We start from the raw sequence: 13,646 nt of genomic DNA, 5'->3' as shown, positions 1-13,646 counted from the left end.
TACTTTCATCGAATTAGTGTCAACACGCCTCTTTGGGATACGGGCTTTCCTGAATCATCATCAACATAACCGACCATATACACATAGGTTCCAGCAGGCTGCTGAGCGCCTCCGAGGCACCCGTTCCAGCCCATCAGCGGGTCGGAGGAGTAATATAACTGCTGTCCCCAGCGATTGAAAATGCGTAAACTAAACCCTTTTAGCCCGCCCGCATTTAAAACCCGGAAACTGCTGTTCTGCGATTTTCCGGGTGTAAACGCATTGGGTATCGCTACTTTGCAGGATCCCTTGAGCACTTTGATTTCATCTGAAAAGGTTCCGCATTCGGTGGTGATCGATATAGAGTAGGTTCCGGGTTCGGTAACTGTATAGGATGGCTGGGTGCTCCCGTTTTGCCATTTATAGGGCATGGAAATATCCGGATCCAGCACCAATGGCCGTCCGGAACATAAATATTGATCTGGCCCCAGGTCAAGGCGTGGGTTAATGCGATAGATTGCTGATACGGTATCAGCCCATTTGCAGCCCTGCCTGGTTATCGCTACATGATATTGCCCTGTTTTCCGCACCTGGTATCGTGGCTGGCTTGATCCGTCCTGCCAGAGGAACTGATCGCCAACCTGCGCAACATCGAGCAGCCAGGTATTGCCTTCGCAAAGAATGGAGTCTTTGCCTAAACTGAATACCGGCAGCGCGTTCACAGCGACATGAATACTGTCGCGCCAGGCACAGCCTTCGAGATTGATGGCCTCGCACCAATAGAGACCGCTATCTTTTATTGTAATGGTATTGGTGTGGTTGCCGTTATTCCAGTTATAAGTAGGGAATTTGGTCTGGATCAGGCTCACCAGTTGCGCTCCCTCGCAGATTGCCGTATCCCTACCAAGACTGAAGGTGGTGACTGCCCGCGATGTTACGAGTAAGCTATCTCTTGCGTTACAACCATTCAGTGTAGCTTCCAGCCAATACAGGCCCTGGCCAGTTACACTATAGCTATTGGCGATTGAGCCATCCTGCCAGGCATACGTGGCACCCGGTATTGCCGTTTGCAATAACAAAGGAAACTTATCGGAACAAAGGGATGAGTCCTTACCCAGGTATACTACTGGCCTGGGTTTCCAGATCACGGTGATCGAGTCTCTGTATTTACAATTATTGTGAGTGATCTCTACCCAATACAGTCCTGGGGCATTCATCACCATCGAGTCGAGCACGGTACCATCCTGCCAAAGAAAGGTAGTGCCGGGCAGCTTCACCCGCGCAACTACCTTTTCTCCTTCACACAACGTAGTATCACCGGGCAATAAAGTTCTTTTGTAACCTGCCACTGCTGCAGGCAGCCCTACTCCACTGATCACCACGCCGGGCAAGGGCACATATTGCCGCACGTGGCCACATGCCTTGCCTTCTACATCGGGATTGGAAACAACCCCGAGGAAAGGCTGGTGATCATAAGCGATGTATATGCGATCGTCGGGCCCCAGCTGCAAGGCGCCTGCGGCATTACCATAACCCGAATCGATCTTCACGCGGGAGTCTACAATATTGGGGGTTTCAATTTTATACTGGTAAACAAAGAAGTCGCCGGACCCGTTGTTGTTGTACGATTCAGAAACATACAACAATTTTGAATTGGGCGAAAACTCCACACCATAAGGTCCGGTGATCATGTTAGGATTACCGGTAATCTCGCGCGGATAGCTCACCACTCCCGATGTTGCATCAAAATTGAATACTTCTACTACCGATGTAAAACCGGCCATGGCAAGCGTGGATCCATCGGGCGATGCTTTGAGGTAGCCAATGCTGTTGGTGATCTTATCGGCAATACGTCCTGTTGGTGTAACAATGGGGGTAGTATTAAGACCCGCACAATTGATCGCATACACATAAAACTCATCCGATCCGAATTTATGGGTGATCACCCATATATCGTTTGCGTTGCTGTGCTTGACGGCAGTGATCTTTTCACATACCGGCGTAAGCAACGGTATATTCTTTTGTGCGGCCACTACATCACCAAGACCGCCATTCAATGTCATATCTACGATCGAATACTGCAGGCCTTCTGGCTCAGCTTCTTTGGCTACCGTAAACACGTAATACAAGTTGGGATCGCCCGGATGCGCTGTGATCAATACGGATTGGGTAGACAATGTATCTCCATTCAGGTTGACGCCATTGGCCATCACCTGGTGATTACGGTCCCAGACCGTAATGCCATCAGAATAAAAGAGCAGGTTACCGTTCCTGTCACTGATCGATGAACATCCTTCCCAACTGCGCAGGCTGCCCGGGATCACCGCAGGCGCGCCAGCGCTGAAGTTCACTCCTCCATTATACCCAAAAAACCAATTGTTGATCTCCTGCTGCGACCGGGCGGTTCCTGCAAAGCACCCGATCAGGACGCCTAAAAGCAGGCATGCTTTCATGATATGATATTCGTGGTTGTCTTTACATATGCCGAATGTTGAAGTTTGCGCGGGCAGGAAATGCAGGCTGTTAATAGGTCACTTCCGGTTGCAACAATGCGGGCTTGATCTCTATATGATCCAGTTCCTCAAATTCGGAATTATTGCTCTTGAACTCAGGAACCAGTTCTTTCATTTTCTTCACCAGTTCATAATCGTCGCCGTGCCGGCTGATGCCGATCAGCTCGTTGATCTCCATCACCGACTGGTCGCAACAAGGCACCACGCGCGCAATCTTGATCTTACTGTGGTGCGTAGGCAAGGTTTTCTCTTCCCGGTTCAACAATTCTTCATAGAGTTTTTCGCCCGGCCGCAGGCCAGTGTATACAATCTTAATATCCTCCTCAGGTATCAAGCCTGCCAACCTGATCATCTTGGTAGCCAGGTCAGTGATCTTGACGGGCCGGCCCATGTCGAACACAAAGATCTCGGAACCTCTGCCCATCGTAGCCGCTTCCAGCACCAATTGCACCGCTTCGGGAATGGTCATAAAGAACCGGGTAATCAATGGATGAGTTACTGTAACCGGTCCACCCGCTTCTATCTGCGCCCTGAACCTCGGTATCACCGATCCATTGGAACCCAGAACATTACCAAAGCGGGTAGTGATGAACTTCGTTTTGGAATGCATCGCATTGAAGATGAACTGCCGGCTCCAGGAATTATTGATGTGCACGATGTCTTCGGCCGACTTGTTCTGTACGATGTTGCTCAACGACTGCACATACATTTCTGCGATCCGCTTGGATGTACCCATGACGTTGGATGGGTTTACCGCCTTATCGGTCGAGATCATGACGAACTTGTGTACGTTGAAGAATACGGCGAGATCGGCCACGATCTTGGTGCCCATCACGTTGGTAAGTATGGCCTCTGCCGGATGCTTCTCCATCATGGGTACATGCTTATACGCTGCGGCATGGAATACGATATCGGGTCTGTACTGCCGGAAAGGAATTTCCATACGGTTGCGATCCCGAATACTTGCTATAAAAATGTGGATGTTTATGTCGGGGTATTTTTCTTCAACTTCCAGCTGCATTTCATGCAGGTCTGACTCGGCCTGGTCACAGAGGATCACGGTTTCGGGATGGTACGACAATACCTGACGAACCACCTCTGCACCGATGGAACCGGCAGCTCCTGTGATCAGTACCTTTTTGCCCGACAACTCGTTACTGATGTTCTGATCGTTGATCACAATGGGCTCCCTTTGCAACAGATCTTCAATGCGCAATTCCTGGATCTGACGGATGCTCAGCTTTCCGTATACCCATTGATCAGATGGAGGCACTGTTAATACCTTGATACCTACCTGGAGGCATTTTTCGATCACCGTCTTCTTGTCGGGTCCGGTGAGCTGGTTATTCATCAGGATCAGCTTGTCTATATTCTTCTTCATCTTCAACAACCCGAGTGCCCGGATATGGAAAATCTTTACCTGCTGTATGTAAGAATTCACTTTACTGGCGTCGGTTTCAATGAAACCTGCAATCACAAACTGATTGGTGGGGCTCGACTCGATGGCTTGTTTGATCAGGATGGCTTCGGTATCGGCGCCATATATCAACACATTCTCTTTGCTACCGGTAGTGGTCCTCTTCACATAATAATAAAATCCTCTTACCACAGTGCGCATCAATACAAGCAGCGAAGACGCAATAAAGAAATTAACGATCAGTACACCCGCCATATTCAGAGAGCGGATATGGTAGCGCCGCGCCACCAGGAATTCGATCGCCACCGGGTACAGCAAACTAACAAGTGCCACCGCCATAAATATCCGTAACATATCATGGATATTCGAATAACGGATAATGCCGGTGTGAATACGCATACAGTAAAAAATGAGCAACGCGATAATCCCATACACCCCGGTATAGATGAAAAAATGCCCCCTGAGTATTTCGTGAAACTCAAACTGTTTTACGATAAAATAAGAGAGCGAAAAAGAGGCGCCGTTGATAGCAAGGTCGACCAGCAACACTACCCACCTGGGTACTGATTTTGCAATAAAAAACAACTTCTTCATAATCGTTAGTAACTTTTAGTGAATGTATCAGCTGCGGAAGTTGGTTATTCAGGATGCTGGATAAGCTATGTAGCTTAGCTATTCAAAAATGAGTTTGGAGGTATGATCCTCGAAGGTTTGCCGCATGGCAACGGTTTCATAGATGCGGGATACCACCCGGTTGAGGTCTTCGTGTGTAAGGTTGGAGCCGGAGGGTAGACACAATCCATTCTTAAATAGCCTTTCAGCCGTATCGTATCCGTAGTAAGGTGCTCCCTCGTAAACGGGCTGCAAGTGCATGGGCTTCCATAAAGGGCGGCTATCGATATTATCAGCCGTAAGGGCCAGCCGAAGATCTTCGCGCGTAAAGCGATCTCCCGCTATCAGCACTACGGTAAGCCAGTGGTTGGAATGGTAGTCCGGGGAGGGCTCTACCCCGCACTGTATTTCGGATATATCGCCGAATGCACGTTGGTAGAAGGAGAAATTGTCCCGCCTGCTTTGCACACGTGCTGGCAATATCTCCATTTGTCCACGGCCTATCCCCGCACATATATTGCTCATACGGTAGTTGTATCCGATATGCGAATGCTGGTAATGCGGTGCCGGATCGAGGGCCTGCGTTGCCAGGAATCTTGCTTTGTTGACATACGTGGCGTTGGCCGATACGAGCGCACCGCCACCGGAGGTGGTAATGATCTTGTTGCCATTGAACGAAAAGATCGAGATATCGCCGAATGTTCCTACCTGTTTTCCCTGGTAGGTTGAACCCAGGGCTTCTGCAGCATCTTCAATGACCGGTATATCATAGTGACGGGCTATCCGCATGATCTCCACCATCTGCGCCGGCATACCGTAAAGATGTACTACTATGATGGCTTTGGGTTTCTTGCCGAGCCTGATGCGATCACAAATCGCCAGTTCCAGGAATTGCGGGCACATATTCCAGGTGAGCTCTTCACTGTCAACAAATATGGGTGTAGCACCCTGGTAAACGATCGGGTTGGCAGATGCGGCAAAGGTCATCGACTGGCAAATAACTTCATCGCCTGCCTGTACGCCGAGGATCACCAGCGCCAGGTGCAGGGCTGCCGTGCCCGAACTCAACGCCGCCACTTCCACATCACCTCCCAGGAAATGCTTAAGGTCCTGTTCAAATCCATTTACATGAGGACCTAAGGGAGCAATCCAATTGGTATCGAATGCCTCTTGTACGTAAGCCTGTTCTTTTTCTCCCATATGGGGAGAGGATAACCAGATCTTCGGGTTCATGTTAGTTGTATTTCATCAAATGAGTTGATCACAGCGGCAGGACAGGATGGGAGATCGAATACCTGTGTATGTATGTTATTGCCATCGCTTTTGAGGCAACAAGTAAACCAGCCGAGTTTTGCCGGAGCCAGAAAATCCTTGGTGGTGTTATCACCGATGTACGTAAACTGCCTGCCGGGATATTTCTCTTCGAAGTAGCGATAATTCCTTTCAGCTGGTTTCTCCGACCCAAACTCCTCGGAGATGATGGTATCGGTAAAATAATCATGTAGGTAAAGCGCCTTCAGTTTATTGCGTTGGGTGATGCTTCTGCCATCGGTAATGAGGCCGGCAGGAACTTTCATGGCAGCCAGCCTGTTCAGCAGATCGATGGCGCCCAACCGGAGCTGTATTTCAGGCTCGTGTTCCCGATAGATCTTCAGGAGCTGGGCAACCGTCAACCCCGGCCATTGATCCTGATATTGACCGGCTATCCAGGCAAATACGTTTTCACCGGCCCGGTAGCGTACCCACATTTCTTCATACACGTTCGTACCGGTTCTTTGTTCCAGCTGGCGTGCTATCACACGGAAACCAGAACGCAGGAACTCGATCTCGGGATAGAGGGTATCATCGAGGTCAAAGACAAAAAAACTATTGGGTTTAATTTCTATTTGCATGAACAAGCACTTCATCGTCATAGCGGAGCATGAGCAGCTGATCTTCCCAATCTTCGGTGTATTCGATCTGCCTGTTCTGGAAATACTCTTCGATCAGCCATAAGGGATAATTGGCACCGGCATGGTAGCTGAGCGGGTAACCACCGCCGAACCGCGCATTGATCTCTATCGCCGTGATCTCTTCTGTTTGTTTATTAAGGAAGAACTGCGCTGTCAAACAGCCAACTGCCCCATCTATATGAGCCAGCTTATGGCGCAGGTATTTCAGTATCCCATTCTTGCTGGTGATGCCTTTATTGATCTCGCCTGCCCTCACCAGGATCCGCTTGCGCGGCACGATACATTTCACATCGCCTGCTTTATCATAATACATGTCCACGGTATATTCATCGTGATCCTGCTTGCTGAGGTATTCCATGAACAATAGTCGCTCATTGGTAAGGAATTCTTCCCTTAGGTCGGCTTGCGAATGGACCACATAGGTGTCGGCACTCAAACTGCCATTGTACGGCTTAATGAAAAGGGGGAAACTGGGCTGGTACTTGTCGATTGCAGCCGGAACCCGAATTTCACGAGCCTCAAAAAAGGTGTTGATCTTACGTTTATCACGGCACTGATCAATAAAATCAGGTGAGGAGATGATCAGGTGGATGCCTTCCGCCGTAAACTGATCCCGGTGCTGGGCCAATACCATCAACTCCGTATCGATCGTAGGCACTACCATTTTTACCTGGTGCTGCTGGCATATGCTCAATAGTTCATCTATATATCCCGGATCAGTTACCCGGCGCACCCGGATGTATCCGTCGGACACATTGCAGGCCGCGCTCATTTCCGGACTCATATCCGTTGTTAATACTTTTGAGCCGGGGTAGACCTTGGATAACTCTTGCTTAAATGCTTTGACCAGCGACACTCTTTGTCCGGCCGATGTAATGAGTATATTCATACTTGTTTGGCTCCTTTAAAGGCAGGCATGGTGGCATGTCCCTGTTGGCTGATACCTTCTGTTTTGAAAACTTTCTTTATTGTTAGCAGGATCACTTTGGCATCGAGCTGCGAGCTGATATGATCCACGTAGTAAACATCCAGTTCAAATTTTTCTTCCCAGCCAATGGCATTGCGGCCATTCACCTGTGCCCAGCCAGTGATTCCTGGCCGTACTTCATGGCGTCTGTTTTGCACGGGGCTGTAGAGAGGCAGGTATTCGACCAGTAAAGGCCTGGGGCCTATCAGGCTCATATCGCCTTTGATCACATTGATCAGTTGCGGCAATTCATCCAGCGAGGTCTTTCTGATAAATCGTCCTACCGCCGTAAGGCGAACCCCATCGGGCAGCAGCTGGCCGGCCGCATCTTTCCGGTTGTTCATGGTCCGAAACTTCACCAGCCAGAATATACGGCCATGCCGCCCCGGGCGACGCTGAAAAAAGAAGGGCTCACCCCGGTTTGCCATCAATAGTAATAATGTGATAAAACCTATGACGGGCAGCAGGAGTGTGAAAGCCAGCAGCGCCAAGAGGAAATCAATGAGCCGTTTGAAGTATCGGGCGTACAAGTTCATGTTTGCTTAGTTGTTCCTGGTATTCATTGAGCAGCAATTGCCACAGCTGCTGCTGATCGTATCGTTGAATGATCCTATCCCGTGCCTGTTGCTTCATGTGCGCGTACAGTGCCTGATCGGTCAGCAGTTGCTCCATGGCTGCCTGCAGGGCAGCCACCTCTTTTGGCGGGATCACAAGCCCATTGAGATTGTGCTGTATGATCTCGTTGCAGCCATTAATATCGGTAACGATGGATGGGAGATTCAGGCATCCTGCTTGCAGTGGAACATTGGGAAATCCTTCGCGGTAAGAAGGGAAAACCAGTACCTGGCCTGCCATCAGCCACGGGCGGATATCGTGTTGAAAATCGGCCTGCAGGATCGCCGGATCATTTTGAATGCTGTGCATGGTATGTGCCGACAGCGGATCCAGCGCTTCCTCATACGGACCAACGAGTAGTAACCGGACGCCCTTGTATTTTGTATGCAGGGCGGTAAAAGCTGCTACCAATTCTTCGAGGCCCTTATCCTTTACCAAACGCCCGATAAATACAAAAACAAAATCCCCGGGCGCAATACCTTTCTCCCTTCTTAATTGGCGGGCTTCGGCTTCCAGCGCAGCGGTAACCTTGAAATGAGTGGTATCAATACCATTGCTGCTGCCATTGCCCAGCACCTGCAGCTTAGTGGTTTTACAAAAACGATGATCGATCAGAAACTGAGCAAGCCGTTCGGAATTGGGATATACTTTCGTAGCGCAGTTGTAGGTAACTTTTTCAATAAACTCCAACAACCTGCGCGTAAATCCTTTCTTCTCCATGAGGGGCAAGCCAGCCACGGTATGCAAGCGTACCGGCACTCCTGCCATCTTTGCCGCTATCATGCCCAGTAATCCAGCTTTGGGAGTATGGGTATGCACAATAGCGGGGCGCTCTTTTCTAAACAAACGGTATATTCCCCAAAGAGCCCTGATATCCTGCCAGGGAGTGATGGCCCTTGTCATTGGGACAGCTACCGTACGCACACCTTCCGCCTGTTGCACATCGTCGAGCTCAGTACCCGGAGATGAAACTGCGATCACTTCAAAATGGTCGGCCATAAACTTCAGTTGCCTGCGGAGTAGCACTTTCAGCGACACGGGAACAGTGGTGATGCGTATAAGCTTTGACTTCGTGGGCCTGTTGAGCATGTGCTGATCGGTTGGTGCGGCACTCATTCCCCCGCATGGACATTCCTGTCACTTATCCCGGGGGGAATGAGCATCCGCTAAATGAATTGAAGGAACATATACTTAAAACAGTTCAAGATCGCCGGTGGAGTAACACCAGTTCTTTGTATCCAATAAATACTGAAAATTCTCTTTCATGTTGAGATCACGCAGCGTGATCGTGGGCCCAAGGCGCCGCACCGGCAACATTCCCATCCAATTGAAGCAAGCTTTGTTGGCTTGAAACTGCTGACCGGAAAGGGATATAAAATCGATCTGGTACTGTTCACAGAATGTTGATACCTGCGCTTTCATGGTGGCGTTGAGGTAACCGTTATCTGCCTGCGGATTGAGCCTGATAAAATCTACCAATCGCAATTCCTTTGTGTAGGCATGCATCTTGATCCGGCTGATCAGCAGGTAATTCTCCTGGTCGGTGAAGTAATTATAAGAATACAGCGGATTGTTGGCATAACGCCAGGAAATATATTGAGGTGAAAAGAGGGTAGCCAGTTGGTTTGTTCGTTGAACATACCTGTCCAGGCTACCCAATACACCAAGCGTCCATTTTTGAAAGGGCGACGGATCTTCCGATTGCCCTGTATATTTTTCCTTGTCGAAGAAGCGCGCTTTGGCAACGGTAAAAGGCCGGAGTATTTTGAATTTGATCGGCATTTTTCCCTGTTCAACCCATCCCATTTTCAGGTACCCGGGTTTGCTTTGCCCGTTGGGTGTGTTAAAAACAAAGAGAATGCCTTCCTGCCGGCAGCTTTCCAATTGCTGCAGCGTCAGCTTTTTGAAGATGCCCTTACCCTGATGGTCGGGGTGGGTGGCAGTGTCTACCGCCCTTACGGTACGGTAAACCCTGTCGTTCCTGATCCAGCTCCATTGCATAAAGGCACGCAAACCAATGAGTTTTCCATTCTCTTCGGCCACCAACACATAGGAGGGGCCGAATGGATTGTGCTCATGTTTCCATACCCAGAGGGCTTCGGACTTAGGGATCGAGGATTCACCAAGGGATTGACGGAGCAATTCGATGATGGCGGGCCTGTCTTCAGGGGTTGCAGGCCGTAGTTGCATGGCCATATGTTAAGTTTCGAGGTGTCGCTTTCAATAGGTGCGTGGCATATTCTCCCATATTCCAACTCTTCATTCCATACTTGCTACGGCACTTTTCATATTGCTGCAGAAGGGTCATCAACCCATTCATGTTTTCTTCAGGATGGTCGCCAAAGTTTTCGGGATGCCACCATAGATGATAACATTCTCCATGTTTGGCGGCCAGGCGCATTTCCTGGCAAAGCCGGCCGATACGCCATTTGTTGGCAAACTTGTATTCGGAACGCCAGGGCCGGAGGAAACGGCTGGCTGGTAGTTGCAAAGGTTCTCCCGGCGTTATTTCAATGCTGCTCAAAGGATAGGAAGTACGGTGTGACCCCACCTGCACGTAAGCGTCGGCGGTACGTACTAATTTCCTCAGCAAACTTGATCCGCCGTTTGTCACAGGGCTCCAGAACCAGTTGGAAGGATTTGAACGGATAGTTGTGATTCCCTGCTCGAAGCATGTTTTGAGATAATCCGGATTAAACTGGTTGCGCGGAAACACCAGCGAGGTTAGATTCGTGCCAAACAACGAAGCGGCTTTTTGCGCAGCCTGCAGATCGGCCTCAAAAGCCCGTGGCTCGTCCTGCTGCTCCAGGCAATAATAGTGGCTGAAGGTATGCGTTCCCAACTCCTGTCCCGGATACTGCAGGATCGCCTGTACCATATCGGGCGCAAAGTGCGCCCATTGATAATCGGGCAACATGGCGTTGCGCGATACCCACCGGTAAGCGGAATATTTTTCCACGCTGTATTGCGGTTCGATGGCCGGTCTCAATTGTTCCCATTCGCTTTGGTCTTTGGCAAACATGCTGCCCACCGTAGCCCAGGTTACGTGCACATCATACTTTGAAAACAGCTCGAGCATGCGGGGCACCAGCTGAAGGGTATTGCGGTAACAGGCCTCGCGTTCGCGGCGGTCCTTTTTATCGAATACGCCCCAATGCAGTTCGAAATCGAGCGAAATAGTGAATATGCCTTCCATAAATGGTTTAGTTGAGTGATACCTGCCCGGAGAGTGCTGGTGAGGGATCGCTGGCTACTGGCTTTTTCTTCCTGCTGATAGCCAGTTCTTTCCGGTAATCCATAAATGCCAATATGATAAAGAGGAAGAAATACATGACCATGCTTTTCTGCCGTATAATGATGCCCAGGTTGGAAAGAGTACCCGAAAGGGCAACCGAAGTAGCCAGGAAAGCGACGCCGCAGGTTTTCACCAGGGCCGAACTTCTACCCAGGAATTTGAGGAAACGGCCATCAAACAGCTGCCAGGCAAGCCAGAGATAGAACAGGTTTTCGAAAGATACGATGATACCTATGGGGCCCGGCGCGTCTACAAAGAGCGGCCTGAACCAGAAGGTGAATAGCTTCAATGGCAGTGGATAGCCGGATATATCGATGCCTGATCCTGCTTTGGCCAATTCTACCGAGCGGTGGCTCGACAACTGATCAAAACTTTCCAACAGGTTCTCACTATCCAGGTTGGCAAATTTCATGACGTCTTCAAACAAAAAGAATACGGCCACACCAACACCGGCAATTACCATGAGCTTTTGATAAAGCGGAACTTTCGCGCGTGCCGCTACCAGGCCGGCCAATATGCCCAGGCCCATGATGAAAAATACATGCGGGCGAACATGGTATACGAGGAGTAATCCGGCGAGGAGTGCCACTTTCCGGTTGTTGAGCCGGCTGAGGCCAAACATGATCATCGCCAGTCCCATGAAGATGATAGATCCTTTACCGAGTGAAGCGGTCCAATAGTGCATGTTGGGCAGGAAGATGATCAACGTTACCAGGTCTACCCCCTGCAACTTGTGTTTGAACTTTAGATTCTCTTTAAAAATGATGTAAAAGAATACAAACCCCCAGTAGCCCATCCAGGCAAACAACATCATCATCATTTCGTAGGTGAACCCGAGATAATTGACAAATGGCCAAGCCACAAAGTCGATAAACGTGGTTCCTGTTCCGTAGGCATCCATCCAGTTCTCGAAGTTCGAACTGGCCCGATTGAAATAGGCCACCGAATCGGACGCGGAGGATTGCACATAGATGTAATAGATAATCGCAAAGGCTACATGGTACCAATACAGGTTCTTCAGCAGGCCCAGTTTCAGCCAGGGGATCCCCGCTTTCAACACCTGCAGCAAAGGCAGGGTTGCCCCAAACAATACGATCATCAATACAATGGCACCGATCATTGGTGATTGTTTTTCGGTATCAATTGGTCATAGATCAGTTCCAGCTCACCTACCATTTTTTCCATACTGAAGTACTTCACGACGGTATCCCGGGCAGCTTGCTGTCTTTCGGCCAGCAGACCAGGTTGATCGAGGAAGCCAGCCAGGCGGCCGGCCAACTGCATGGGTTCGTTCACTGGCACCAATATTCCGTTGACATTGTCCTTAATCACTTCGGGAATGCCGCCGGCTGCGGTACAGGCTGGCATGCATCCCATGCTCATCGCCTCGAGCAGGGCAATGGGCAGCCCTTCAAATTCCGAGCTCATCATGAAGATGTCCATCACCTTGAGCCAGGGCCTCATTTCCGTTTGTAAGCCGGCAAAATGCAAGCAATGATCCATATTGAGCTCTCGCGCTTTCTGGTGCACTTCATTCCGTAACACGCCATCTCCGACAATGATGAACCGTAACCCACTATGCTGCGCCCTTAATGCGTTGGCCACTTCTATCCAGTAGTGGAGCCTTTTTTGAGCGCGAAAGACGCAGGCAATACCAATCACGATTGACCTGGCTGGTATGTCGAGCTCGCGACGGATATCCCGGCTTACCGGATGATGAGCAGCATATTTTTCGGTATCGATCCCATTTTGCACGACCTGCACGGCAGGTGATGCTTTTCGATAATGCAGTTTTATTGAATTGGCCACCTCACCCGAAACGGCGATCACCTGTTGCTGACCCGGAAAACTCCATTTATTCATCAGGTAGGTGAGGCGGTGATAGCGTTCCCATTTATTGTGTTCGGTATATACTACGGGCACGCCTGTGAGGCGACCGGCTATGCGGCCCACGATACCTGCCCAGGGCAGGTGGCAATGAATAAGCTGAATGCGATGCGTTTTGATATACTTAACGATCTTCCGAATCTGCAGGAGGATCTGTGCGTTATTATTGGCCGGAAAGCAATTGACGATCCCGCCTGCTGCCTCGATCTCCTTTACTACCTGGTTTTTCCAGGGCAGGAAATAGATATAGTGAAAGTGGTATTTTTCCTTGTCATGTTTGTTCAGGGTTTCCGGCAACAGCACTTCTGCGCCGCCGCGTCCTAGTGATTTAATGATGTGCAACACCTGCACCTGTTGATGTGGGGCGATCATCTTTTTGCGGGCAAACTGGCCTTGCGTTGTATTCATG

Annotated in this window: 11 protein-coding genes; all 11 read right to left on the bottom strand. The window is 49.8% G+C overall.

The genetic code is table 11. The annotated features are described in order from the left end of the window. Positions 1-5: 5 nt before the first annotated feature. The 11 genes from P2H89_RS14605 to P2H89_RS14555 all read right to left on the bottom strand — a co-directional run bounded on the left by P2H89_RS14605 (position 6) and on the right by P2H89_RS14555 (position 13,645). A complete protein-coding gene (locus P2H89_RS14605) occupies positions 6-2,432 on the bottom strand; it encodes a gliding motility-associated C-terminal domain-containing protein (RefSeq protein WP_275828017.1) in 2,427 nt (808 codons plus the stop codon). Between the two features lie 70 nt (positions 2,433-2,502). Further along, a complete protein-coding gene (locus P2H89_RS14600; protein ID WP_275828015.1) occupies positions 2,503-4,503 on the bottom strand; it encodes a nucleoside-diphosphate sugar epimerase/dehydratase in 2,001 nt (666 codons plus the stop codon). Between the two features lie 78 nt (positions 4,504-4,581). After that, positions 4,582-5,754, bottom strand: coding sequence for a DegT/DnrJ/EryC1/StrS family aminotransferase (locus P2H89_RS14595; protein ID WP_275828013.1), 1,173 nt, complete (start codon positions 5,752-5,754; stop codon positions 4,582-4,584). Then, complete coding sequence (locus tag P2H89_RS14590) at positions 5,751-6,413, bottom strand: HAD family hydrolase (protein WP_275828011.1); 663 nt, start codon at positions 6,411-6,413, stop codon at positions 5,751-5,753. Before P2H89_RS14590 ends, P2H89_RS14595 begins: the two co-directional genes overlap by 4 nt. Further along, positions 6,397-7,362: an ATP-grasp domain-containing protein gene (locus tag P2H89_RS14585; RefSeq protein WP_275828009.1), complete on the bottom strand. Its 966-nt coding sequence runs from the start codon at positions 7,360-7,362 to the stop codon at positions 6,397-6,399. The genes P2H89_RS14590 and P2H89_RS14585 overlap by 17 nt, the downstream gene beginning before the upstream one ends. Beyond that, positions 7,359-7,976: a sugar transferase gene (locus P2H89_RS14580; RefSeq protein WP_275828007.1), complete on the bottom strand. Its 618-nt coding sequence runs from the start codon at positions 7,974-7,976 to the stop codon at positions 7,359-7,361. Before P2H89_RS14580 ends, P2H89_RS14585 begins: the two co-directional genes overlap by 4 nt. Beyond that, positions 7,939-9,144 (bottom strand): glycosyltransferase family 4 protein, encoded by a 1,206-nt coding sequence (locus P2H89_RS14575; RefSeq protein WP_275828005.1) that lies wholly within the window; start codon positions 9,142-9,144, stop codon positions 7,939-7,941. The genes P2H89_RS14580 and P2H89_RS14575 overlap by 38 nt, the downstream gene beginning before the upstream one ends. Positions 9,145-9,246: 102 nt before the next feature. After that, positions 9,247-10,245: a GNAT family N-acetyltransferase gene (locus tag P2H89_RS14570; protein WP_275828003.1), complete on the bottom strand. Its 999-nt coding sequence runs from the start codon at positions 10,243-10,245 to the stop codon at positions 9,247-9,249. Next, positions 10,220-11,251 carry a polysaccharide deacetylase family protein gene (locus tag P2H89_RS14565; protein WP_275828001.1) on the bottom strand — a complete coding sequence of 344 codons (1,032 nt, stop codon included), beginning with the start codon at positions 11,249-11,251 and terminating at the stop codon, positions 10,220-10,222. The genes P2H89_RS14570 and P2H89_RS14565 overlap by 26 nt, the downstream gene beginning before the upstream one ends. Positions 11,252-11,258: 7 nt before the next feature. After that, entirely contained in the window at positions 11,259-12,470 is a 1,212-nt protein-coding gene (locus P2H89_RS14560) for a hypothetical protein (protein WP_275827999.1), read from the bottom strand. Next, positions 12,467-13,645 carry a glycosyltransferase gene (locus P2H89_RS14555; protein ID WP_275827997.1) on the bottom strand — a complete coding sequence of 393 codons (1,179 nt, stop codon included), beginning with the start codon at positions 13,643-13,645 and terminating at the stop codon, positions 12,467-12,469. The genes P2H89_RS14560 and P2H89_RS14555 overlap by 4 nt, the downstream gene beginning before the upstream one ends. Position 13,646 lies beyond the last annotated feature (1 nt).

Origin of the sequence: Paraflavitalea sp. CAU 1676, from assembly GCF_029223285.1 — a bacterium.
Taxonomy (GTDB): domain Bacteria; phylum Bacteroidota; class Bacteroidia; order Chitinophagales; family Chitinophagaceae; genus Paraflavitalea.
The sequence above is the reverse complement of the archived record's forward strand: the minus strand, read 5'-3'. Positions and strand labels throughout refer to the sequence as shown.

Coding starts and splice junctions, on each gene's coding strand:
- P2H89_RS14580 (WP_275828007.1), bottom strand. CDS start 7,976: ATGAACTTGTACGCCCGATACTTCAAACGGCTCATTGATTTCCTCTTG.
- P2H89_RS14600 (WP_275828015.1), bottom strand. CDS start 4,503: ATGAAGAAGTTGTTTTTTATTGCAAAATCAGTACCCAGGTGGGTAGTG.
- P2H89_RS14575 (WP_275828005.1), bottom strand. CDS start 9,144: ATGCTCAACAGGCCCACGAAGTCAAAGCTTATACGCATCACCACTGTT.
- P2H89_RS14570 (WP_275828003.1), bottom strand. CDS start 10,245: ATGCAACTACGGCCTGCAACCCCTGAAGACAGGCCCGCCATCATCGAA.
- P2H89_RS14605 (WP_275828017.1), bottom strand. CDS start 2,432: ATGAAAGCATGCCTGCTTTTAGGCGTCCTGATCGGGTGCTTTGCAGGA.
- P2H89_RS14560 (WP_275827999.1), bottom strand. CDS start 12,470: ATGATCGGTGCCATTGTATTGATGATCGTATTGTTTGGGGCAACCCTG.
- P2H89_RS14590 (WP_275828011.1), bottom strand. CDS start 6,413: ATGCAAATAGAAATTAAACCCAATAGTTTTTTTGTCTTTGACCTCGAT.
- P2H89_RS14555 (WP_275827997.1), bottom strand. CDS start 13,645: ATGAATACAACGCAAGGCCAGTTTGCCCGCAAAAAGATGATCGCCCCA.
- P2H89_RS14565 (WP_275828001.1), bottom strand. CDS start 11,251: ATGGAAGGCATATTCACTATTTCGCTCGATTTCGAACTGCATTGGGGC.
- P2H89_RS14585 (WP_275828009.1), bottom strand. CDS start 7,362: ATGAATATACTCATTACATCGGCCGGACAAAGAGTGTCGCTGGTCAAA.
- P2H89_RS14595 (WP_275828013.1), bottom strand. CDS start 5,754: ATGAACCCGAAGATCTGGTTATCCTCTCCCCATATGGGAGAAAAAGAA.